Origin of the sequence: Methylotuvimicrobium sp. KM1, from assembly GCF_044788715.1 — a bacterium.
In the GTDB taxonomy this organism is placed as follows: Bacteria; Pseudomonadota; Gammaproteobacteria; order Methylococcales; family Methylomonadaceae; genus Methylotuvimicrobium.
Genome location: NZ_CP173170.1, coordinates 1,595,807 through 1,621,252 on the forward strand (window position 1 = coordinate 1,595,807; position 25,446 = coordinate 1,621,252).

The following is a 25,446-nucleotide window of genomic DNA, read 5'->3' on the forward strand; positions in this document are numbered from 1 at the left end:
CTACTTGTCGGTATTACCCGTTCTTTTCTATTCGAGGCTTCTGAATGAATCTTGAAGTATTTTTAGCGTTGTTTAGCTTGATGCTAATTTCGTTGGTTGTATTCATGGTGGCGCAAAAAGCCCGCATTCCTTATACCGTGCTGTTAGTGATTGTCGGTTCGTTATTGGTGCCCTTGTCGCGGGTCGAAGCCTTCGCTTTTATCAACAGTTTTGAGTTGACTCCCGAGTTGTTGTTTTTCGTATTTTTACCGATTTTGATTTTCGAATCGGCTTATAACATCAAAATCGGCGACATGATTAACAATATCCGGGCGATCAGTTTGCTGGCGATACCGGGCATGCTGGCATCAACCTTTTTTATCGGTATTGCCGGTTTTTATGTGTTCAGATGGGTTGGTTTTGAAGTGCCGATTATTGTGACCTTATTGTTCGGCGCGATCATTTCATCGACCGACCCGGTTGCGGTATTGTCTTTATTCAAAGATTACGGCGCGCCGAAAAGACTCACGTTGATTTTCGAAGGCGAAAGTTTGTTTAACGACGGTACCGCGTTCGCTATTTTTTTGGTGTTTCTCGAAATTTTACTGCACGGTTTTGCTGGATCGACCTCGATCGGGAACGGTTTTTTGAATTTTTTCATCATGCTGTTCGGCGGAATTATGTTCGGCTTGTTGATGGGTTTTGTATTCGCGAAACTGATTGAATGGGTTAAAGGTTATGAGCATTTAGAAATTACGCTGACGTTGTTGGTTGCGCATTTTACGTTTATTTTGACTGAGGTGATTTCCGAGCATATTGTGCTCTTCGGTCAGCAGCTTCGCTTCTCATCGATTATCGCGACCTTGGTCGCGTCGATGGTGATCGGTAATTTCGGCCGGTTCAAAATGTCGCACGGCGTCGAAGAATACATGGAAAAGTTTTGGAGTTATTTCGGTTTCGTGACGAATTCGCTGGTTTTCATCTTAATGGGTTTGTTGTTCGTCAAACAATCGATTGATTTGCATGTTGCGATTCTGCCTATACTACTGGCGATTGTTGTCGTGATGCTGGGGCGTGCGTTGTCGATTTATCCGTTGCTGGGCTTGTTGAATCTGACTCGGAAGGAAGAGCCGATTCCCGTTTCTTGGATGCATTTGTTGTCCTGGGGTAGTTTGAGAGGGTCGTTAGCGGTCATCATGGTCTTATTGATTCCTGACGATGCGACCTTGCCGGGATGGACTTATGACTTTTCGGTCAAGGATTTCGTTACCGCAATCACTATCGGTTGTATTTATTTTACCTTGTTGGTCAAAGCGACCACGATCGGTAAAGTGATGCACGCGCTCGGTATCGACGCTTTAACGGATTATGAAGAAGTCAGTTATTACAAAGGTAAGGCATTGATATATGATGAAGTCTTGAGCTCCCTGGAACGTTTGTTTCAACATAGAAAAATCAGCGAGGTACAATACAGGGAGATGCGCGATAGTTATCAGCGGTTACATGACAAGGCTTTGAGCGAATATAAAGGCAAGTTTCCGAATGCCGCGGAATTGACTGAGAAGTTACTGCGTATTTTTGTGCTGGGCATGGAAAAGAGCGAACTGAAAGAAATCTATCAACGCGGCGACATTAATGAGAAAGTCTATAAAAAAATTCTCAATTTGCTGGATATTCAAATGGCCCGTATCGAAAATGGACATTCTCAATTAAATAAGTTGGACGAAAAGTTTCCGGTGGACGGAATAGAGCGTCTGATCAATGGCGTGCGAAGATTGTTATTTTTGTCGTCGCAGAATTTGCAGCCCCAAGAGCTTTATATTTATTACCGAACTCAATATCAAATGCTCGAAATGGTGGTGGGAAGGTTGGAAGGCTTGCAAGATAGCAGTCTAGGCGAGATTTTCGACGACGCCGATGCATTGTGTCGAACTATCGATCTATACAAAGCGTTGGCTGCGAATACCAAGCAAAACCTCGATAAGATGATTGAGTCGAATTACGAATTGTTAACGGATTTCAATTCGGTTAGCGGGAAAAAAACGCTCGATGCTCAGCAAATGGCAACGCTGGCTAAATTGAGTAAAAACGAGATAATTAGCGCGAAACTTTATATTATGCTGTTTAATGAATTACGCGATGGGCGGAAATAGGTGAAAGGTGAAAGGTGAAAGGTGAAAGGTGAAAGGTGAAAGGTGAAAGGTGAAAGGTGAAAGGTGAAAGGTGAAAGGTGAAAGGTGAAAGGTGAAAGGTGAAAGGTGAAAGGTGAAAGGTGAAAGGTGAAAGGTGAAAGGTGAAAGGTGAAAGGTGAAAGGTGAAATTGGCGCTTGACAATCGGTCAAAACCCTGAATCATTTCTCTATTCTCTATTCTCTATTCTCTATTCTCTATTCTCTATTCTCTATTCTCTATTCACCGCTCACTACCGTCAATTTCGAATAATTGTTGAACCGACCCTTGAAAATCGGAATCAATGTAGAGAAGGGAGTTTTATATCGATTTGGATGTTATCCTGCTAATTTTGCGGAGAAGATCATGAGACGAATCTATTTTTTGGTTCCGGATATTGCCACCACGCATAAAATTGTCGATGAACTTAAGTCCGAAGGCATCGAGGAGTGCCATATTCATATTTTGGCGAAACGCGATACGCCGCTCGAAGGGCTGCCGGAAGCGGGCGTGACGATAAAAACGGATTTTCTTGCGGCTGCCGAGCGGGGCGCAGCGCTCGGCGGTTCGACAGGAGTGCTGGCGGGGTTGGTAGGATTACGGTTTGCAGGTTTTGCGATTGCCGGAGGTCCTATATTGGGCGTACTTTTAGCCGGCGCGACTATTGGTTCTTTGATGGGAGGGCTTTCGGGGATGAATTCGGGTAATTCTCGCTTAAGGCAATTCGAGCAAGCTATAGAAGAAGGGCAGCTGTTAGTGTTGGTCGATATAAATAAAAATAAAATTGATGAAATTAGTCGGTTGATTAAAAAGCACCACCCAACCGTCGAGTTCGAAGGCATTGAGCCGATTATGCCTCCTTCTTACTGAAAAATTATTCAACTTTGCAGGGATGCTTCGATAACGGTAAGCATACCCTGCACCTTCAGTAAGCTTTAGCGATTTTCAGTATGAAGGGGTTAGGCTACATACGCGTCAAGCCAAGCCTGCTCCCCGCTTTAATAGCAACTTGGAAAAGAGCGGATATGGGTTGGCCGTTTTAGCCTGATGCGTATGGCCGTCAAGCCCTAAGTACGGGTTTCCCAGCACCTAAATTCCATAGTCCATTGGCTATGATTAACTATCTGGGATAATTTAGGTGCTGGGTGAACGGGGTTCCTCGACAGGCATATTCCACGCCTTAATATCAGCGAAACTGCTCGAACTGGGAATTACTGGCTCCAACTGATTTTCTGATTAAGTATAAGCTTCAGCTTATTTGAAGTCCAAGTTTAGGAGAATCGGAATTCGAGGTTATGAATACAAAAAGTATCGATTCAATACATTTTTACTGTTTATTATATTATTGAAAAATAAGTAAAACATTTTTTTTAAAGGGTATTTTAAGTTTGTTGTTACGGGTGTTTGCTTTGCATCGTTCAACGACTTATTGGATAATGGTTATTTTTTGTGCAAGCGAATTTAACTTCTCCTTGCGACTCTCCTCACGTCATTTAGGATATATTTTGTGAAGAAAATGTTGTCTATCCGATTTATTCCTTTAACCTTATTTTTCTTGTTATTACCGGCATCCGCGTTCGCTTCGGCCATAGGGCTCGAAACGCTCAATTTGACAGATCATGCAGTCGGTTATTTTGCATTATTGATATTTGCCGTTGCTTATGTGTTAGTCATACTCGAAGAGCAAACACATTTGCAAAAATCTAAGCCCGTGCTGCTTGCGGCCGGTATCATTTGGGCGATGATCGCCTATGTCTACGCATCGCATGGACTGAATGAAACGACCGAAGAAGCGTTGCGCCATAACTTTTTGGAATATGCCGAGCTATTTTTCTTTTTGTTAGTGGCGATGACCTATATCAGTGCGATGATAGAGCGGGATGTTTTTCAGGCATTGCACTTCTGGTTGGTTTCGAAAGGATTCAGTTATCGGCAAATGTTTTGGATGACCGGTATTCTCGCCTTCTTTATTTCACCGATAGCCGATAACCTGACGACCGCGCTGATTATGTGTACCGTGGTGATGACGGTCGGCTCAAGTAGGCCGGAGTTTGTCGCGATATCCTGTGTCAATATCGTCGTCGCTGCGAATGCCGGAGGTGCGTTTAGCCCGTTCGGCGATATCACGACACTGATGGTTTGGCAAAAAGGCATTATCGACTTTGGTGACTTTTTCAAGCTGTTTGTTCCTTCGGTCGTCAATTTTGTCGTGCCGGCCGCGATCATGCATTATTTTATTCCGGTGGGTTTACCAACTTTACCGGAAGAAGACAGCGCCGAGATCAAACATGGCGGTTTGGTCATTGTCGGTCTGTTCTTATTTACTATCTTAACAGCGGTACTATTTCATCAGGTTTTGCATCTGCCATCGGCCTTCGGCATGTTAACCGGTCTTGGGTACCTGAAATTTTTCGGTTATTACCTGCGCATGAAGCATCGACGCGAGTTTTCCAGCTTCGATTCGGTTCCGGGCAGCGAAGGTCAAGGCAGCGGTTTCAATGTCTTCAGCCAGATCGCTAAAGCCGAGTGGGATACGCTGTTCTTTTTCTACGGCGTCATCATGTGTGTCGGCGGTTTAGGCTTTATCGGTTATTTGAGCATCGCTTCGGAATTCATTTACGGCGAATTGGGCGCGACTTACGCCAATATTATCGTCGGTGTAATGTCCGCGATTGTCGATAACATTCCAGTCATGTTTGCGGTATTAACGATGAATCCCGACATGCCCGAAGTACAATGGTTGCTGGTCACATTGACTGCGGGCGTCGGCGGTAGTTTACTGTCGGTCGGTTCGGCGGCCGGTGTCGCGTTGATGGGTCAGGCGCGTGGCCATTATACCTTTTTCAGTCATTTGAAATGGACACCCGCAATTGCATTAGGCTATGCGGCCAGTATCGGCGCACATATGCTGATTAACGGTTGATTGATAATTTCCCGCAAAGGCGTGGAGCCTAAAACGTATTTTTACGTTGACTACAACGCTTTGCGTCTTTGCAAAATGATATTGCCCAATTAAGCATTAAAACCTAAATTCGGCAGTTTAACCATGAAGCACACGAAATTCATATAGCCTTTCAAGAGGTTATCCATAAATTTTGAGTAACCTTTCTGGAGAACAAAATTGTTTTGCAAAGTCACGATAACCTATTGAATTAAATTATTGTTCTTCATGATCTTCATGGTGAAATGCTTTTTCTAGGTTAAAAAAATCCGATGATCATAGCTTGAACTGCTCTTTCATCGACACCCTTGACGCCGTATTTGTTGTACCAGTGCGAATATTCGGTGCCGATGTAAATCGTGTCTTTTTTCCAACCGGCCAAATTGCCGATGTCGACCAATAACTGTGGCTGGGCCAGAATGTTGAAGTTTCCCGATGTATTGGTATTGCCGGTTCTGAAATCGGTAAAACCCCGAAATTTAAAGTTCACACAGCCTATCGTAAAAGGGAGGCTCCAAACCGGCGTAAACTGCAAGCCGTAGCGGCTGCTAACATCGTCGGCTTTATAGACGGTCACGTCGAATTGCAGATAATCGAATTGACTATTCGTTAGGTCGAAGCTCAAACCGAACATATAGGCTTTGAAGTGGTCTTGTTCCGGTAGATTGCTGATGTTGAGGCCTAGCGCCAATGAAATATCCTTGACTGGGCCTAGGGTCAGATTGAGACCGGTCACTTTATTCCAACTTAAATAGGTGTAGACCTCGGCATAGACTTCGGTGCCGACATCGTCGCGGGGCATGACGTCGACAAAGAAAAAATTGGTGCCGTATTGCCAGCCATGGGCATGTTCTACCGTGACCGTCGTGCGTTTCGGCTCGCCGAATTCGAAATCCCCTCCGTACAATAGTTGAACATTACTCGCGGTCCAGTCGACCGCGTGAACGGGCAAGGCACAGCAAAACAGTAAGGCAGGTAGGTAACCTGCCGGTTTTTTCATGTTAGGATTTCGTGATAAATAACGTCCTGGAGCTATGAGCTTTGTTGAGGGGTCGGCAACTCGCTTGACAGGACGCCGTGAATACGTCCATGTAGGCTTGACGGCGGCTTTCCTTGCCGCCGACATCTGCCAATCGAGCAACCGAACTCTCCATAAAATAGGGCAGTTATTTACGGCCAAATCCTTATTTCCAAATGCTGATGATATTCGTAAAATCATCGGTCCAAGGCCGCATGTCGAAATACAACGGCATTTTTTCCCAGTTTCCGAGCCGACTGGCGATGAGCGGGGTCAATAGCTTCTCGTCTTTCGCCATCACGACCCAATCGGTAGCCGTGACCAATGGTATTGAGCCGTCCGTTTTAAATTCTTGGATCAATGCGGCTAATTGCATTTGTTTAGCATGGTCGGCCAGCACTTTTTTCAAGGCCAAATGGCGGTTGGTGATATGAAACGCCAAAATACCATTCGGTTTGAGTTTTTCGAAATACAAATCGAGGGCTTCGCGTGTCAACAGGTGGGTCGGTACGGCATCCGAGCTGAATGCATCCATGATCAACAAATCGAATTTACCATCCGGTTCTTCCGCCAACGATAGGCGAGCATCGCCGATGCTGTGAGTCACATTGCGACCGCAACGTTTCAGGTAGGTGAAATAGTCCGGATTTTCCGCTATTTCGACGACTAACGGGTCGATCTCGTAAAAAGTCCATCGTTGATTGTCCTTGGCATAACAGGCCAACGCGCCGGCACCTAGGCCGACCGCGCCGATAACCCAATCGCCGTTTTGTTCGTCGTAACTTTTAAATAACTGGCCCATCGGGCCGGGGCGGCTGTAATAGGTCAACGGTATGGTTTCCAAATGGGTTGCCAAGCGTTGCGCTCCGTGCTTGGTCGTGCCATGAAACAGCTCGTGGTATTTTTCTGGACGGTTTTGTTCGTCGAGTAAAACATTTTCACGCACCGACAGTACGCCAAAAAAGGTTCGATCTTGAAAAATCGTGTTGGACACCAAGCCATGCAGACCCTGCGTGAAGAAGATTAACGCTCCCGCAAGCAAGGCCAAAGATAACGGCTGATTTCTGAACGCATAAGTCAGGCCGGCCAATAGAATCAAGCCAGTGCCTATGGTGTCTAGATATTGCGGCAGATCGTCGACCGTTAAATAGATGATCATTCCGCAGGCAATCACGATGGCCGGAAAAACGGCTTGCATAGTCCAGCGATAACCGGTCGAGATATCCAGTCCGGGGCGCAGCAGTAATGCTGCAATGATCATGATTGGATATTCGTAAACCGCATTGAAAACGAACGGCGCGACAAAGGTGTTGAACATGCCCCCGAGCATGCCGGCGAACGACATGATCAAATAAAAGTCGGTCAAATGCCGCGTGTGGGGGCGTAGTCTGGCTAGTTCGCCGTGACAAACCATGATGGCCAGAAAAAAAGCGGTTGAATGTAGTACCAGATCCAGCCAATAGGGCAAGATTGCCGGATTGATGAACGAATAAGCGATAAACGGTAGCAATATTACCGGCTGCAGTGCCGTCATGATCGGATGTGTTTTTAGGTTCCATTTCGAAAAAACGATGATGAAAGACAGCAAATAGAGCGTTAGCGGAATGATCCACAGCAACGGCACCGATGCGATATCGGTGCTGATAAAGTTAGTTAAGCCCAACAGTAAGCTCGACGGCACGAAGGCCAAGGCTAGCCAATGAAGGCGGGTTTTGTTGTCGAGCTCAGGGGACAGCAGGATGTCTTCCTGTGTCGATGCGTCCGTTCGCGGCGTGTTTTGCCACAAGCTCCACCCGCAACCGACAATCATCAAACATAAGACTGCATAGCCACCGCTCCAAGCGATTTGTTGCAAAGCCAATCCGATATTCGGTTCGATCACAAATGGGTAGCTTAATAAGGCCAACAGGCTTCCGGCATTGCTTGCGGCATAAAGATAATAAGGGTCGTGACTGGTGTGGTGGCCGACTTGCGCGAACCATTTTTGCAACAGAGGCGCTGTGGCCGAAACGACAAAGAAGGGCAGGCCGATCGCCAGGAAAAGTGTGCCAAGCAGCCATAACGTCGGGTTGGTCTCGGTTGGAGGCGATAGATTATCCGGCAAAGCGACCGGCAATATCAACAGACTGATGAATAGGACGGCGGCATGGATCTGAAGCTGTCGCCGAGTGTCTTGGCGTGTCGATAAAAAATGCGCATACATATAACCTAGAAATAGTATGCTTTGATAAAACACCATGCAGGTATTCCAAACCGCGGGCGTGCCGCCCAATTTAGGTAAAATCAGCTTGCCGAACATCGGTTGTAGGCTAAACATCAGTGTGGCGCTGGTGAATAGCGTCGCGGCGAAAAGTAGAATGAGCGAGAATCTGCGGTCTTGTAAGGAGAGTGACGGGGTGTTCATTATTATTATCGGCTGTAAGAGTATGCTGTTTCGAGTGCGCTATGATAAAGCATTTTTAATGGTATTTGGGTGTTGGTCTTTGAAATGGAGGTGGGTTGCCGGCCCGGTGTATGCCTTGATCAACAGCGCCAATATACGCCCCCTTTGCTAATCAAATTTCGGCAACGATAGATATGTCAATTCCGAAATTTGAAGTGTGGATAGGTATATATACTTCGCGCGGTCACATTTGCGGCTTTCTGACGCGCTCTTTTGTCCGAGAGCGGCGTTGCGAAAACAGTTACATAGCTTGCTATGCGCCTGTTTTCGCGCCTTGCTCTCGAACAAAATAGCCTTGCCATAAAATCCGCAAACATGACCGCGCGAAGTATAATTTAGTCGTCTTTATCAAGAAACCATGACAAACTCTTGAGAAAGTTTTCTGCGTCGGCTGCTGGTAGGGGCTTGCTGAAATAGAATCCTTGCACGTTATCGCAGTGGTTTGCTTTGAGAAAATCTAATTGATTTTCACTTTCTACTCCTTCCGCCGTAACAGCTTTACCATGAGCGTGCGCTTTATTGATGATCGATATGACGCTGTCCGCATTTTCGATATTCACAGGTAGAGTGCGAATGAGTGCTCGATCGATTTTGATGGTTTGCGCCGGAAGAGAATCGAGCCGCTCCAAAATAGGCGAGTCGGAATTGATATCGTCTATGGCAACCGAAAGGCCCGCAGCATTTAGTCGATGAAGGATGTTAATGGCATGATCGATATCTTGCATGATCGTGCTCTCTTTAATCTCAATTTCCAGCCAATTCGGAATTGCTCCGAGGTTATCGATATCGCGTAGGATTCTTTCTACCAAGTTCTGTTGTTGAATTTGATTGAGCGAAAGATTAATGCTTATTTTGGCGGGTCTGAGGTTCATCTTTTCCCAAGCCAGTGCCTGACTACAGACCTGTCTGACCACCCAGTCGGTAATTTTATCGATTAAGCCAGATTTTTCGGCGATCGGTAAAAATTCCGAAGGCGACAAGATGCCTTGTTCGGGGTGATACCAGCGGACTAAACTCTCGAAACCGATGATGCCGCTGTTGATTAATGCATGTCGACTCTGATAATAAATCAAAAAGTGACCGTTCATGCCTGGATTTTGAGTATTTTCCAACGAACTTGCTGAGGTTGTCCGGCTTATTCGCAGGCAATGTTTAACGGTTTTCGCCAAGTCTTCGGTCAGTTGTTCGGAGCTTATGAAAGCCGGTTGCATGTCCTCGGAATAAAAAGCATAACCCAATTTTTCTTTCTTGGCGTGATACATCGCGGTATCGGCATGACTGATTAGGCTATCGCCGTCGGTGCCGTTGTCCGGATATACAGAGATACCGATACTGCTGCCGACGGTCAGCATTTGTTCGCCGATGTAATAAGGCTGTTGCAAGACTTTAATGAGCTTTTCAGCGACCGATACGGCGGCTTGAGCGTCGGAATCGGGCAGGAGTATGACGAATTCATCTCCGCCCATGCGGGCCGCAATATCGGAATCGCGTATTACTGACAGTATTTTTTGCGCCGTTTCCTTAAGAACTTCGTCTCCTGCAACATGGCCGAGCGTGTCATTGATCGATTTAAACTTATCTAGGTCAAGATAAAACAACGTAATCGAAGCTTTGTTCCGGTGCGCAAGATTGATCGCTTGTTGTAAGCGATCGGCGAATAAGCGCCGGTTGGCCAAACCGGTCAGTTCGTCATAATAAGACAGCGATGTGAGCAATTCATGCGTTTCTTTACGCTCGGTAATATCGTGTGCAATGCCATCGACGCCTATGCATTGGCCGTTTTGGTCGAATACGGGCGAGTCCATGACTTCAAGCCAATGAATATAACCGTTGTTATCATAAACCTCGACTTCGTAAGGCGGTTGAGGCATGCCTTTTAAGCATAAATCCGTGTTTTTATCGATATTTAAATTAGCGGGGTTGTCGGTCAGGAAATCGCGGTGATTGGCGATAAACTCTTCCGTACTGTAGCCGAGTATATTACTGACCGAAGGGCTCACATAAGTCAGTAATCCCGAAGGGTCTTGACGATAGAAAAAATATTCATGGCGCAGATTCTCGACTAAGCTACGGTATTTTTGTTCGCTGGCTTTAAGTTCGGCAGTCCGTTGCTCGACCAAGTTTTCCAGTTCGTTTTGTAGATTGACTAACTGTTGATTGGCGAGCAACACTTCATCCTTGGATTGTTCGATACGGCGATTTTGTCTCCGGACTTGAACAATCCAAAGCAACATGATGAGTAGCACGAATGCGAATGCAACGATAATTTTTCCGATCAGCACATAGTCGGTGACTACGGTTTCAACCTTGGGTACCCATTTTTCGAAGATCGCCTGTTTTTCATCGGAGCTGAGCGAGTCGAGCCCTTTTTGTAATATCGAAGCCAATTCCGGCCAATCTTTACGTATCGCAATACTTTCGTTTGCGCTGTTGTGATCATAGAACGCCGCTATATTAAGATCATTGAGTTGGTGTTTATCGATTAAAAAATGACCTGTTCCGGTAAAAGTGATTGCGGCATCCGCTTGTCGGTTAGCAACCGCTTTAAGTCCTTCGAGGAAAGATTCGACCGCATGTATTTTGATCGAAGGAAATTCTTCGCGAACGCGGTCGACATATTGATAATTGTCGACTAAGGCGATTTTTTTGCCGGCGATATCGGTGCGGCGCTTGATGGTGAAATTGTCTTTTCGGGCAATGATGACTAGCGATTTGTTGAGATAGGGTTGAGTAAAGAAAAACCATGTACGACGCTCCGGTCTATTAACCATCGTTGCCACGACATCGGTTTTTCTTGCGACGGCTGCTTCGTAAATTCGGTTCCATTCGGTGTGCGGATAAATTTCGAAGTCAATGCCTAGTCGCCGGCTTAGTAGGCTAATGATTTCAACGGCGACACCTTCGACAATGCCTTCATCATTGACAAAGCTAAATGGAGGAAAGTCTCCGTCGAAAGCGATTCGGATTTTTTTATGCTTTTCCAGCCACTTCTGTTCTTCTGGATTCAAAGTTATAGTGCTTACCGGAACCGATGCTGAGGCCGAGTCGATCGTTAAATCAGCGGCAACCGACGGCATCGATAAAAAAAGTAAAATAAATGGGATAATCAGTTGCACAATGAGATTCATGAATGAGTAAGAGTACGGAAAGAGTTTTACGCCCGTAATTTGTAATAAATTATAGATGGTTTTGTATTGAGTATGGGCAAGTTTTAGGCAGTTCGGTTCCCGGGAGCCTATTCTTAACATTTATAGGTCGTAAGTTATTGAAAAAATAATCGGAATGGCGATTCAGGATTCAGTTGGGCATTATTTATAATACTGTTGTTTCAATCATATCCTGCGAGAGCCTTATTGAGTCCAGGCTATCCCGCCGCGATTTGCAATAGAAATCCTTTATATAATTTAAAAATCATTCAAATCGGCAAGTCATTGATTGCTCAATATGGACCATGGACAATTTCGGATTTGATTGCTACGCTTAATAGCACATTTCATGAAGCAATCGAACACACCCTATGCTTACATCCAATCGTATTCTGATTGTCGATGACGTCATCGATAACATTCGTGTCGCCATGAACTTTTTAAAGGAAGACAATTACGATCTCTCGTTTGCCGGTAGCGGAGAGGAAGCGTTGCGACTCATTCGAGATAATCCTGCGCCGTTCGATTTGATTCTGCTGGATATTATGATGCCGGGCATAGAAGGCTTCGAAGTCTGCCGAATTTTAAAAGCTAATCCGCGCTATCAGGATGTGCCGATTATTTTTTTGACCGCTCGTGTCGATGTCGATTCGATGGCGAAAGGCTTTACCGTCGGCGGTGTCGATTATATTACCAAGCCGTTTCATGCCGATGAATTGTTGGCGCGCGTCAAGACGCATATCGATTTGTTTCATGCCAAAAAAATACTGCGCGAACATAACATCGCTCTGGAAGCGAAAGTCGCCTATGAGCGGGTCCGCTTACTTTCGGAGTTGGAGGAAAATCAAAAAGAGATGATATTTATCCTGACCGAATTGATGGAGTCGACTTCGGATGAAACCGGAAAGCATATCAAGCGCTTGTCCGAGATTTCAGCATTACTGGCTAAATATCATAAAAGCCTCTCCGTTCACGATATGGATATGTTGTATCATGCCTCCCCGATGCATGATATCGGTAAGATGTTGATACCTAAGGAAACATTGAATAAGCCGGGACGATTGACCGAGGAAGAATTTAATGTCATCAAGTCGCATACCACCAACGGTTATCAATTACTATGCCGTTCGGATCGAAGAATCATTAAATCCGCCGCCATCATTGCCTACGAACATCATGAAAAATGGGACGGTAGCGGATATCCGCGCGGATTGAAGGGTAACGATATTCATATTTACGGCCGAATCGTCGCATTAGCCGATGTGTTCGATGCGTTGACTCATGCACGATGTTATAAAGCCGTTTGGAGTCGCGATCGGGTTGTCGATTACATTGAGGGACATCGCGAAACGCAGTTCGACCCGGAATTGGTCGATATTTTCCTGGATCATGTCGATGAGTTTTTTGCAATCGCCGATTTAAAGTGAGTGCCGGTTCAATGCCGCCGATGCTTGTAAAAAGCGCTATTGTCATTTTGTTGTGCTTCTTTTATCTATTTTTAAGTGGTGCGTACGCCGCAGCAGACGAATCGGCACTAGACCTGGATTCTGTCAGTATTCAATTACGTTGGGAACATGGCTTTCAATTTGCCGGTTATTATGCGGCCATCGAGAAAGGTTTTTACCGGGACGAGGGACTCGATGTCCGGCTGAAGGAGATCGATTACTCGAAAGACTTTGTCAAACTAGTCCTCGGCGGGGAGTCGGAATACGGCGTAACCGATAGCACTTTGCTGATCTATCATCTACAGGGCGAACCTGTCGTTCTGATCAATCAATTTTTTCAACATTCTCCGCTGGTATTCATAGCCCGCCGTGAATCGGGCATCGTCAGTCCTTATGAAATGATCGGCAAAAAGGTCGCGCTCGATTTATCCAGTCGCGGCGATGCGGCGCTGAATGCGTTGCTGCTGAAAACCCTCGGCAACCTCAATAAAGTGCAACGGATCAAGGCAAGCGGAGATTCCTATCAGGATTTAATCGACGGCAAGATCGATGTTGTTACCGCCTATGCGACTTCTCAACCGTTTCTTCTAAAAGAGCAAGGGATTGAAGTCAATGTCATCAATCCGCAAAATTACGGAATCGATTATTACGGAGACAATTTATTTACCACCCGAGATGAAATCATCGAGCATCCCGAGCGAGTCGAAAAAATCAGCCGGGCGACGCTCAAAGGTTGGCAGTATGCGCTCGATCACCCGGAAGAAATCATCGAGCTGATTATCGCTCGTTATAACCCTAAGCTTTCCCGCGATTATCTGGACTACGAAGCGCGTATGACTCGGCAGATGATTATTCCCGAGTTGATACAGTTAGGCTCGGTCGATCCTAAGCGTTATCGGTTGACGGCCGAGGATTATCAACGTTTGGGATTTGTCGAGCACAGTCGCATCGGGGATGACTTTTTTTTTCGCTTGCCGGATGCCGAGACCGGTCCGGTATTGGCTTTTTCGGCTAAAGAGCGAGCTTGGATAAAACGCAACCCGGTAGTCCATTACGGTGGAGAGCGGGATTGGGCGCCTTATGATTTTGTCGATCGCAACGATGCTCATACCGGCTTGAGTCGGGATATGTTGCAATTGATCGGGCAATATACCGGTCTGACTTTCGAAGCCGAGATCGATGATTGGAGTAATCTTCTGCAAAAGATCCGGCAACGCGAAATCGACTTATTACCTTCGCTTTATTATTCCGAGGAACGAGCGGGGGATATGCTTTTTACCGAACCATACCAATGGATGCTGGATTATTTTTTTATTCATGAAGATGTTCAAGCCAAGTCCTTGGCGGATTTAGCCGGCAAAACGATCGCGATACCGAGAGGTTTTTTGCATGATAAAACCATAAAAAAAATGTTCCCGGAGCTGAATATTCTCGAAGCCGAGGATCTAATGGGAGCTTTGCAAAGCGTTATTGAGAGAAAAGCGGATTTACTGATCGATGCGCATTCGGTTATCACCTATTGGCTGAAACGCAATGCGATCACAACGATCCGTCCGTTTAAGGTATTGCCTCCCGGCGAGGCTCAGCAATTGCACATGGCGGTACGTACGGATTTGCCGGAGTTGCATTCGATCTTGAACAAAGCGCTTGCGGCGATTCCCGAACAGGAAAAACAAGAATTGCAGGACCAATGGTTCGGCCCCAGATTTAAGGGGAGAACGGTCGCTATGACTGCGGACGAGCAAAAATGGTTAGCCGAACATCCGGTGATTCGAATTGCCGCCAAGAGAAATAGGTTGCCTTACGAAAGCGTCGATCGCCAGGGCCGATATATCGGCATGGCGGCGGACTATTTGGCATTGATCGCCAAAATACTCCGTATCGAGTTTGATATCATTCCTGTCGAGTCGTGGCGAGAAACTAGGCAAAAAATCGAGCTCGGCGAAGTTGATGTCGCAATTCAGTCTCTTGAGAGTCTAGACGACGAGCGGTCGGTTTTTAGCAATCCCTTTTTCAGTAGTCCAGTCGTGATTGTGATGAGCGACAGAGAGTCCTATGTCGATAGTATCCGGCAGATTCGGCATCGCCGATTGGCGATCGTCAAGGGATACGGTTATGCCTCGGCCATTGCCGCCCAATATCCGGAAATCGATTTTCATTATGTGGATTCGGTCGCCGAAGGGGTGACTGCGGTTTCGACAGGCAAGGTAGACGCACTGTTTTGTACGCTAGCCGCAGCCGGCTACCAAATGGCTGACCAAGGCATCCATAATATCCGGATCGTCGGTAAAACCGAATTTACCAGCGAGCTGGGTTTCGGAGTTGCTGCGAAGCAGGCACAACTGGCTCCGCTGTTAAATCGTGCCTTACATGCGATCGGCCCCAGTGAACAGCAGAAAATACGCAATGCTTGGGCAAGCAAAAGTATTGCCGAAAAAATCGATTATCGTTTGATCGCGTGGATCGTTGGGGGCTTTTTACTGATATTGGCGTTCGTGTTCTTTTGGAACCGGCGTTTGGCCGACGAAGTGGTTCGGCGAAAGCAGAGCGAACAAAAAGTCGCATTATTGAACGAACGGCTAACGCTCGCGGCCGGAATTGCATCAATCGGAGTTTGGGAGCTAAATTTGACCGGCGAACCCTATTTGCTGTTCGACGATAGGATGTTCGACATATACGGTTTGCCGAAACAGCCGAGTCTTGCCTTTACCGAATGGATAGAACGTATCCATCCGGAAGACCGGTCGCTGGTTCATAGCTCGATCAGTCAGTTACAACAACGCGATGATCAAGCTCATAAGGAATACCGGATTATTCGTCCAGACGGTATCATTCGTACACTTTACAGCGCCAGCCGAATTATTGGCAACGAAAATAAACCGGGGAAAATCATTGGGGTGAGCTGGGATATCAGCGAGCGAAAAAATGCTGAAATCGCGCTGGCCAACGCCAAGGAGCAGGCGGAATCGGCCAATCAAGCCAAATCCCGTTTTCTTGCGAACATGAGTCATGAAATCCGAACGCCGATGAATGCGATTATCGGTTTTACCGAATTGCTCGACGAGCAAATCAAGGAACCCCATCTCAAATCTTTCGTGAAAACGATTAAAGCCGCCGGACAAAGCTTGCTGGCATTGATCAACGATATTCTGGATTTATCGAAAATCGAGGCCGGTAAACTCAGTATCGAAAAGCAAGCTTGCAATCCGCATGAATTATTTGCCGAACTGGGCGGAATTTTTACGATGAAAATGAGAGAAAAAAATTTGGCATTGATTTTAAATGTCGACCCCGCCATTCCGAGCAGCTTGGTGCTCGATGCCACGCGTTTGCGCCAGGTGCTATTCAACTTAATCGGCAATGCCGTGAAATTTACCGATCAGGGTCATATTCGTTTGATTGCGCGTACCGCTAATGAAGACGAGATTCGTAGTCGATTGGATTTATGTATCGATGTCGAGGATACTGGTATCGGCATTTCACAGGAGCATCAACAAGTTATTTTTCAAGAATTCGAGCAATCGGAAGGACAGGATATTCGTAAATACGGCGGTACCGGTTTAGGGCTTGCGATCAGCCGTCGTTTGGTCGAAATGATGGGTGGCGAGATTACTGTGAGTAGCCGTTTGGGCGAAGGCTCTACGTTTACCGTCAGACTTTACAATGTCGATATCGCGTCCATCGACGAATCCGAACAAATGCCAATCGGGACGAGTCATCAAAAAATCCGGTTTCACCCGGCAACGGTTTTGGTCGTCGACGATATCGAAAATAATCGGCGTTTATTGCAGGAGAATTTTTCCGGAACGGCTTTGACTGTTTTGACGGCTGAAAACGGGAGGGATGCCGTTGAAGCGGTTAAACGGCAGACTGTCGATTTGATATTGATGGACATTCGTATGCCGGTGATGAACGGCTACGAGGCGGCCGAGATAATAAAATCGGTTAGCGATACGCCGATTATCGCGTTGACCGCGTCGGTCATGAAAGACGAATACGACCGGGTAAAAACCGCGCACTTCGACGCTTATCTGAGAAAACCGGTGTTGAAAGCCAATTTGATTGAAGAGTTGGCCAAGTTTTTACCGTTCGATAGAGACGAGACGGCGCAAGTCGAGTCAAATTCGCTCGTATTAACGACGGAGCAACAAGCGGTCTTGCCCGAAGTGCTGGCGGCCCTGGAAAAATTAAGCCCGCAATGTGAACTGGCTGCCTCCAGCAATAATATATCGGCAACGAAAACATTTGCCGATAAGGTTCTGGAAATCGGTAATCGATACCGGTTTACAGCAGTCCTTGAGTACGCCGAACGGCTCGAACGGTATGTCGATAGTTTCGATATTGCCGAAATTAAGCAAGGTTTGAATGAGTTCTCGGCTTTACTCGAGAAATTGAGGGATTCGTAGGGCATTGCACTTGTTAGTTGAATCCGCATTTCAAATCCACGAACTTTCACAGTAAGGTTTATGAAGGCCTAGCCATCGCCCCGGTAAATGAAAGCTCTCTGGGGTGGGGAGGGTGCAGTCACTCGCCCCCTCTTCGGAACCGGCATTGTGTTGAATATCGAAAAACTAGATTAAGATTTCAAATCCGCGAACTTTCACAATAACGTTATCCACTATTTTAGGGCAAGTTTTTGAAAGACTTCATGAACTTCATGGTTAAACTGCCGAATTTAGAATTAATGGTTTTGGACGTCATCGTCGACTTTGAAAAAAGCCATGGCTTGCTGGAGTTCCTCGGCATTGCCGGAAAGTTCTTCGGCCGTCGCCGCAAGCTGTTCGGAAGCGGCGGCATTTTGTTGGGTGGCCTTGTCCAGTTGAGTCATCGCTTCGTTGATTTGGGCCAAGCCCGATGCTTGTTCGTTACTGGCGGATGTGATTTCTTCGATCAAGGTTGCGGTTTTGCCGATATCCGGAACGATTTGTTGTAGCAATTGTCCGGCTTGGTTGGCGATATCGACACTGTCGATGGCCAGTTCCCCGATTTGTTCCGCGGCTTTGCGGCTATTTTCGGCGAGATTTCGAACTTCCGATGCGACGACCGAAAAGCCGCGCCCGTGTTCGCCGGCGCGAGCCGCTTCGATCGCGGCATTCAGCGAAAGCAAATTGGTCTTTCTGGCAATGTCTTCGATAATCTCGATTTTATCGGCAATTTCGCGCATTGCCTGCACGGTTCGTGTTACTGCATCGCCGCCTTGTTGCGCTTCCGCTGCCGTTCCTGTCGCGATTTTGCTGGTTGCAACAGCATTCTCGCTATTGTGCTGCACGGATGCGGTCAGTTCTTCCAAGCTAGAGGTTGTTTCCTCCAGTCCCGAGGCTTGTTCCGTGGCGCTTTGGCTAAGGCTCTGCGAGGTCGCGCTAACTTCATTCGCGGCACTGGTCAAATAATCCGCACGGTTTCTTACTTCCTCAACTGTTTGCTTAAGGTTGTTGATCATTTCCGCCATCGATGCATACAAGCTTTCCTGATCGCCAGGTTTGACATCTAATTTCATTGTCAAGTCGCCAAAGGCCATACGTTTCGATATCGCCGCCAGTTCCGCTGGTTCGCCGCCGAGCTGTTTAAGAATGTATCTGACGATGACAGTGGCCAGGATGATACCCGCCAAAACCGCAGCAATTGTAATGACAGTTAAAACGAAACGAGCTTGAGTGCTGTCGTTTTCCATGGCTTGTTGAATGGCGGCTGCCGAAGTATTGACGATGTCGCGCATTTGCCCAAGATAATGCTGCACGCTTTGGAGATTGGGCACTGTTTCGTTTTTATATAGCGCGCTGGTTTGTTGAGTGTCGCTCAGGTCAGTGTTTCGGGTCGTGTTGACGCGTGCATCCCGGATTAATTTCGCCGATTCGTGCAAGAGTCGATGCGGTTCTTCGACATCGGCGAGTAGTGGTTTTAATTCCGGAAAGCGCGATTCGGCGTGCCGTCTTTCCTGACCGTAAAACCATTTTCCGAAGGCACATTGCGTATGATCCAACTGTATATTCAAATCATGCGCATGATCGTCATAAACAAAGTCATTGAGTTGGGCCGCCCAATTTAGATGATCGACCTCGCGCTCGACCAAAGCGGTGCGCAGGTTATCGGCTTCGACGACATTTCGAGTTTCGCCGACGAGTGAAATAAGTCGTTGAATACCGATTCCGGATGTCAACAATAACAGAACCAGGATGCCGGCGAAACCAAGTGAAATTTGCGTTCTGAGTTTCATGGAGGAGATTTGAAATTAAGTGTAAGGTTATTTAAATTTTAGCGCACAAAATTTTAAATGCTGCTATTTATTCTAAGGGTCGGCGTCCTTTGACGGGCACCCCGGGGCCGAATTTTGATCTACGAAGGGTATAACTTCTTCTTCATGATCTTCATGGTGAAATGCTTTTTCTAGGTTCAACGCTTAAAGTTTTCCCTGAAATCTGCCGAATCGTAACAAAATAACCGGCATCAGTAGTAGGTTGAGTAGCGTCGAGGATACCAAACCGCCGATGATGATTGCGGCCATCGGACCCATGATTTCGCGCCCCGGATTATCGCTATTCAGTGCGATAGGCAGCATCGCAAGTGCGGTGACCAATGCGGTCATTAGAATCGACGGCAGGCGTTCTTCCGCACCTTGCATGGCTGTGGCGAAATCCCAGCTTTTGCCTTCGGATTGCACCAGATGCCGATAATGAGCAATCAACATAATGCTGTTTCGTACGGTGATGCCGAACAGCGTAATGAAACCGACGACTGAACCGACCGATAGTGTCGCACCGGTCAAGAATACTGCCGCAACACCGCCGATCAATGAAAACGGCAGATTCACGAGTGTTAATACTGTGTGACGAAAGCTGCCGATTGCAATGTGGATTAGCATCAACACGCCTGCAGCGGCCAACAGCGAATGCAAGATCAATTCTCGGCGCGTTTCGGCTTGTTCGATCGCGGCCCCGGTAAATTCCGGATATATATCGGCCGGAAATTGGATTTCGTCGAATACTCTTTGCTTCAGTTCGGCGACAAACGACTCGTAATCCCGGCCGATAATGTTTCCGGTAACGGTCTGCCGCCTTTGTGCTCCTTCATGCAGGATATTGTATCGCCCAGAGGTTTGTTCGATATTGGCGACTTGTCCGAGGGTCGTGAGCGTACCGTCCGGAGCGCGTATCGATAGTTTTTCGAGCGCTTCGGGCTTATTGCGGAGATTGACATCGAGGGTAACGGCTATGTTGTCAATGCGGTTACCTTCGAGGTGTTTGCCGATGATGCGGCCCTCATAGGCGCTTTGCACGGTGCTCATCACGTGCGCCGGACGCAGGCCCCAAAAGGCCAGTTTGTCCGATCGCAACCGGATTTCGAGTATCGGTGTGCCGGGCGGCGAACGGACCGTTACATCGGCCGCACCCGGAATCGATCGAAGTAGTTGTGCGATTTCCTCGGCTTTAGTGTCGAGAGCGCCCAAATCATTGCCGTAAACATTGACCACAAGGGGCGACGTGTAGCCGGATATGGTTTCGTCGACCCGTTCGGTCAAAAAGGTATTGGCTTCAAACGCGATGCCCGGAACTCCGTCCAAAGTCTCGCGCAATCGGTCCAAGACGTGTTGCTGCTCCAGACCGGACATCGGCTCCAGGCGTACTTCATATTCGCTGTAATGACTGCCGTAGGTATCGGCGCCACGCTCCGCACGCCCGGCCCATTGCGAAACCGAAACGACGCCCGGAATTTGTAAAAGTTGCTCGGTGATTTTCGTACCGATTCGGATCGATTCCTTCAGCGCCGTGCCGGGAATAGTACTGGTATGCACGATATAATGACCTTCACGTAGCGGCGGTAGAAATCGGCTGTTCGTGAAATACAATGCAGTCAGGCCGGCGACACAGATCAGTATGGCAGTCGCTATCGCTAATTTAAAATGCCGGCTAACGAAACCGAGCCAACGCCGGTAAACCGGTTTCAAGAACCGGATCAATGGCGGTTCTTTATCGCTTGAGTCGTTTTTGCTCAATAACAGGAAGCACAGCGCCGGAGTCAGCGTTAATGCCGCGACTAGCGACATGAGTATGGCAAGAATGTAGGACATGCCCAGCGGTGCAAACAGACGTCCGGCGACGCCGGTCAAAGTTAGCAGCGGCACGAAAACCAGGGCGACGATAAAGCTGGCATAGACCACCGAGCCTCTGACTTCCATCGAGGCGGAGTAGATGACTTCGGAAACAGGGCGCGGTGCTGCCGAAAGCCGATTTTCACGCAGCCGACGAAAGATATTTTCGGTATCGATGATCGCATCGTCGACGACTTCGCCGAGAGCAATGGCAAGTCCGCCTAAGACCATGATATTCAAATTGACGCCGAATTCGAGCAGCACTAATACAGCGGCAATCAGCGATAACGGTATTGCCGTTGCGGCGATGAAGGCGGTTCGTATTTCGAATAGAAAAAGATAAAGCACGATCAGAACGCACAAGCCGCCAATCAATAAATGTCCTGATAGATTATGCAGCGAGGTTTCGATGTAATCGGCCGGACGAAACAAGTTCGGATAAAATGATATTCCTTGTTTGGCGAACAGGGTATTGAATTCGCTCAAGGCTTTTTCGACTTGTTTCGAAACGGTGAGCGTATTGGCGCCGTATTGGCCGATGACCATCATGACAACGCCCGGATGGCCCATGATTTGCGCGGCGCCGATCGGCGGTTCCGGACCATAGCGAATATCGGCGACATCGGCGAGTTTGATACCTCGGCCTTGAGTATGCCTAACAATAATGTCTTGTAGTCGTTCCGGGCTGAGGTTTTGTCCGGAAAGCTTGATGCTAAAACGCTGATTGCCGGTTTCGATGAAACCACCGCCTTGAAGGTTCGTCGATTCCGAGGCAGCTTGAACGATTTCGTCGAGCGCCAAGCCGAAGCGCTGCAAACGGGCGGAGTCGACTTGAATTTGCAATTGCCGAATTTTACCGCCGAATACATTGACATCGGCAACGCCTGGGACCGCCATTAATCGCGGCACGATCGTCCAATCGGCAAGGCTTCTCAGCGCCATTAGATCCTGCCGATCCGAATGCAGACCGATCGTTAAAACCGTTGCCGATGACGAAGACAGGGGTACGGCCAGAGGCGGGCCGATGCCTTGCGGCAGACGATTGGCGATACCGGCCAGGCGTTCGCCGACCATTTGCCGATTACGGTGGATATCGCTACTTTCTTCAAAAAGCGCGGTCACGACCGATAAGCCCTGTATCGATTCCGAGCGGACCGTTTTTAAGCCAATCAGCCCCGAGATTGAGCTTTCAATCGCTTGCGTGACCAGCGTTTCGACCTGCTCGGCAGAATAGCCGGGCGCTTCGGTTTGGATGACGACTTGCTTCGGCGAAAATTCCGGAAAAATGTCGAGTCCTGCCACGGCGAAACGATAAAAGCCGTAGACAAATAGCACTATTGCCGAGACGATCACGATGCCATGTTGACGGATCGCAAAGCGTATTAAGGCGCTCAGCATTTTATACCCATCGTAGATCAAAATTCGGCACCGGGGGCCCGTCAAAGGACGCCGTGAACCCAGCACCTAAATTATCCAAGACAATTAATCCTAGCCAATGGGCTATGGAATTTAGGTGCTGGGTGAATACGTCCATGTAAGCTCTATGCCAGCATCCATGCTGGCAAAGGCTTTGCCAAGCACCCCGGTGCCTCCTTAGGCACTGCCGAAATTTGAAGTGCGAAAGGTGTAAAACAGATTTCCCGCCGCCCTGCGTTTCGGTGTTCGGCAAATCAATCATCGTCGTCATCATCATCTTCATCGGGAATTTGGCTTTTGAATTCCTCCGAAAGCAGCATTTGCGCACCGCTTATGACTAATTCCTGACTCGGATGCAAACCGTCCGTGACGAAATAGCCGGCATCCGTGTCGATAAATTCGGTAATGGTCAGTCGCTGAAAATGTTCCGGTGTTGTTTTGACGTAAACGAAAGCTTGACCGAGATGGCGAATGACGGATGATACCGGAATTAACACGCCGACTTCGGCGTTTTCGCGTAATGGAATGAAGGCGGCGATGCGCATACCGGTTCGAATGTTGCCGTTTTCGGTTTCGAAAAAATAACTTTCGCCTTGGGTCAGTGGGTCGGTTTGCGGTGCTGACGATATAAAACGCGCCGGTTCGGTTCGGTTTCGGTCGCCGTAGCGCGAGACCTGGATTTCGTCGAGCGTACCGACCGGTTTATTATTAGGCGGCAACGAGATATGCAATAAATTTTTTTGTCCGGAAAGATAGGGGCGTAGGGTGTCGGTATTGGCATCAAGAAACAATTCGGCAATCACTTGGCCCCAATTGAGTACCGCCTCATTGCGAACGGTTTCGATTTGTAGACGACTGCCTTGAGTTATCGCTTGTTCCGATTGCCATTGCGACTGTTGTTCTTGAAGACTGCGCCCGGAAACGGCGCCGCCACGGTGTAAAAGCCGAGTTCGGTCGATCGATTGTTGGGCCAGTGTCAGTCGAGACTTGGCGCTCTCATGCCCGCTGAGTGCGGCGAGGTAACGGTTTCTCAAATCCAGTAGCGGTTGTAACGCAATCACATTGCCGTACGCGGTCAGTTCTGGACGATACCGATAAGGTTTGAGTTTGATTGTTTTCAGGCCGGAGCGAATTTGGGTGGTCGAGTCGATTTTTAGAGTGCCATTCTTATCGGTTTCAGTTCGAACAGGAGCGGTCTCTTTGTCTTGATTCATCGCAAAGGCAGTGCCGTTAACGCTTAAGGCAAGCGCTACGGTGATCAAAGTCGGCCATTTCCATTGAGTCAGGAAGATCATCGGTCGATTTGAAAAGTGGAAATAGTGGAATCCCATATGCGGAAAAGCGAGTCTGACGATTGGCGGCATGAGCGAATTATATAGGCCGGTAGGGGCGTAACCGAAATTATTTGTTGTTTTTATAATTGATCGCGTTATTCTTTACGGTTTGCGCTGTTAGGCATTTTTGAACGGAGGAGTATTGATGAGCGATTTGCCGGAAAATTTAAAGTATGCAAAAACCCATGAATGGGCAAAACTGGAAAACGATAATGTGGTGCGCGTCGGTATTACCGAATTCGCGCAAGCCGAACTCGGCGATTTAGTTTTTATCGAATTGCCTAAAGTCGGGCGTGTCGTGAAAGGGGGCGAGCAATGCGCGGTCGTCGAGTCGGTCAAAACCGCTTCGGATTTATTCAGCCCCGTGTCCGGAGAGGTCGTTTCGGTCAACGAGGACATATCCGATGCGCCGGAGCAGGTTAACGACGATGCCTACGATGCTTGGCTGTTTTGCGTGAAGGCCGATAATCCGGCAGAATTGGATTGCTTGCTGGATGCTTCGGCCTATGGCCAATTGATCGCCGAATAAGCTGAAAATTGCGTTTTGATGAGTGCCTTAGGATTTGGTTATAAATAACTTCCCTATTTTTTGATTTAGGGTAGGCAGGTTCGGCAACTCGATTGACAGGTGTCGGCGGCAGGGAAAGCCGCCGCCAAGCCTACAAGGATGTATTCACCCAGCACCTAAATTCCATAGCTCATTGGCTATGGTTAACTATCTTGGATAATTTAGGTGCTGGGTTCACGGCGTCCTGTCAAGCGAGTTACCGAACCCGCTAGAAAGCTCATGATTCCAAGAAGTTATTTGTCACGAAATCCTTAGCGGGGCTGCCGACACTTAGCCGGCTGATGATTCGCTCGGTTGTCAGTTACCCACAAAATCTGTGGATAACTCTGTGGATAGCGTCTTGAGAAGGTTCTCAACAATTTGACTTTGCAGGCGTTTTTACAAATCGAACAAGTATTGATCAGCATATAATTTCATTAATAAACAAGCTCTTATCAAAATTATTAAGCTTATTAAGACGCTGTAAAATAATTGTAATTAAAATGACAAAAGGCTTGTGTAATCTGGCGTTTTAATCTACTGAAACTTGTATCAAACTATGGCAAATCAAAACGCAAAAGGTTTTAAACGCATCGTAAACGCTTTTTTCTTTTCGCTGTCGGGCTTTAAGGCCACTTGGTTTCATGAAGAGGCGTTTAGGCAAGAGGTTTGGTTGTTTATAGTCACGACGCCGTTGGCCGTTTGGCTCGGCGAGACAAACATCGAGAAATTGCTGCTTATCGGCAGCATGGTCCTGGTTCTATTGGTGGAGCTGCTGAATTCGGCGGTCGAGGCGGTTGTGGACCGGGTCGGTTTCGAGCATCATGAGCTGTCCGGCCGGGCCAAAGACATCGGTTCGGCTGCTGTCATGCTTTCCTTGGTTTGGGCGGCGATTACCTGGATATTGATTTTATTTTTTTAG

At 47.6% G+C, this 25,446-nt stretch carries 13 protein-coding genes; 7 read left to right on the forward strand and 6 right to left on the reverse strand.

From position 1 onward, the window contains the following. Positions 1–44: 44 nt before the first annotated feature. The 3 genes from ACINK7_RS06820 (at position 45) to nhaD (ending at position 5,071) form a co-directional block, all read left to right on the forward strand. Positions 45–2,132: a cation:proton antiporter gene (locus ACINK7_RS06820; RefSeq protein WP_404360560.1), complete on the forward strand. Its 2,088-nt coding sequence runs from the start codon at positions 45–47 to the stop codon at positions 2,130–2,132. A 304-nt stretch (positions 2,133–2,436) separates the two neighbouring features. Beyond that, positions 2,437–3,018 (forward strand): DUF1269 domain-containing protein, encoded by a 582-nt coding sequence (locus tag ACINK7_RS06825; protein ID WP_404360561.1) that lies wholly within the window; start codon positions 2,437–2,439, stop codon positions 3,016–3,018. Positions 3,019–3,664: 646 nt separating this feature from the next. Then, positions 3,665–5,071 carry a sodium:proton antiporter NhaD gene (gene nhaD, locus ACINK7_RS06830; RefSeq protein ID WP_404361422.1) on the forward strand — a complete coding sequence of 469 codons (1,407 nt, stop codon included), beginning with the start codon at positions 3,665–3,667 and terminating at the stop codon, positions 5,069–5,071. Positions 5,072–5,348: 277 nt separating this feature from the next. On the opposite strand, the gene ACINK7_RS06835 is transcribed toward nhaD, so the two are convergent. From ACINK7_RS06835 to ACINK7_RS06845, 3 genes are all read right to left on the reverse strand, one after another. Further along, positions 5,349–6,089 carry a DUF5020 family protein gene (locus tag ACINK7_RS06835; RefSeq protein ID WP_404360562.1) on the reverse strand — a complete coding sequence of 247 codons (741 nt, stop codon included), beginning with the start codon at positions 6,087–6,089 and terminating at the stop codon, positions 5,349–5,351. A gap of 184 nt (positions 6,090–6,273) precedes the next feature. Further along, a complete protein-coding gene (locus ACINK7_RS06840; RefSeq protein WP_404360563.1) occupies positions 6,274–8,511 on the reverse strand; it encodes a spermidine synthase in 2,238 nt (745 codons plus the stop codon). A gap of 374 nt (positions 8,512–8,885) precedes the next feature. Next, positions 8,886–11,678 (reverse strand): bifunctional diguanylate cyclase/phosphodiesterase, encoded by a 2,793-nt coding sequence (locus ACINK7_RS06845; RefSeq protein ID WP_404360564.1) that lies wholly within the window; start codon positions 11,676–11,678, stop codon positions 8,886–8,888. A 389-nt stretch (positions 11,679–12,067) separates the two neighbouring features. Between ACINK7_RS06845 and ACINK7_RS06850 the strand changes: the two genes are divergently transcribed. Together ACINK7_RS06850 and ACINK7_RS06855 are read left to right on the forward strand one after the other, a co-directional pair. Further along, positions 12,068–13,123 carry an HD domain-containing phosphohydrolase gene (locus ACINK7_RS06850; RefSeq protein ID WP_404360565.1) on the forward strand — a complete coding sequence of 352 codons (1,056 nt, stop codon included), beginning with the start codon at positions 12,068–12,070 and terminating at the stop codon, positions 13,121–13,123. Beyond that, positions 13,120–17,547 carry an ABC transporter substrate-binding protein gene (locus tag ACINK7_RS06855; RefSeq protein ID WP_404360566.1) on the forward strand — a complete coding sequence of 1,476 codons (4,428 nt, stop codon included), beginning with the start codon at positions 13,120–13,122 and terminating at the stop codon, positions 17,545–17,547. The genes ACINK7_RS06850 and ACINK7_RS06855 overlap by 4 nt, the downstream gene beginning before the upstream one ends. Before the next feature lie 275 nt (positions 17,548–17,822). Here the strand turns inward: ACINK7_RS06855 and ACINK7_RS06860 are convergent, their stop codons facing one another. The 3 genes from ACINK7_RS06860 to ACINK7_RS06870 form a co-directional block, all read right to left on the reverse strand. Continuing rightward, positions 17,823–19,355: a methyl-accepting chemotaxis protein gene (locus ACINK7_RS06860; RefSeq protein WP_404360567.1), complete on the reverse strand. Its 1,533-nt coding sequence runs from the start codon at positions 19,353–19,355 to the stop codon at positions 17,823–17,825. A gap of 183 nt (positions 19,356–19,538) precedes the next feature. Continuing rightward, on the reverse strand, positions 19,539–22,625 hold the full coding sequence (locus ACINK7_RS06865; RefSeq protein WP_404360568.1) for an efflux RND transporter permease subunit: 3,087 nt from the start codon (positions 22,623–22,625) through the stop codon (positions 19,539–19,541). A gap of 272 nt (positions 22,626–22,897) precedes the next feature. After that, positions 22,898–23,938 carry a hypothetical protein gene (locus tag ACINK7_RS06870; RefSeq protein ID WP_404360569.1) on the reverse strand — a complete coding sequence of 347 codons (1,041 nt, stop codon included), beginning with the start codon at positions 23,936–23,938 and terminating at the stop codon, positions 22,898–22,900. Positions 23,939–24,122: 184 nt separating this feature from the next. Between ACINK7_RS06870 and gcvH the strand changes: the two genes are divergently transcribed. Both gcvH and ACINK7_RS06880 read left to right on the forward strand, forming a co-directional pair. Then, positions 24,123–24,506 (forward strand): glycine cleavage system protein GcvH, encoded by a 384-nt coding sequence (gcvH, locus tag ACINK7_RS06875; protein WP_404360570.1) that lies wholly within the window; start codon positions 24,123–24,125, stop codon positions 24,504–24,506. A gap of 577 nt (positions 24,507–25,083) precedes the next feature. After that, positions 25,084–25,446, forward strand: a complete 363-nt coding sequence (locus tag ACINK7_RS06880) for a diacylglycerol kinase (RefSeq protein ID WP_404360571.1) — start codon at positions 25,084–25,086, stop codon at positions 25,444–25,446.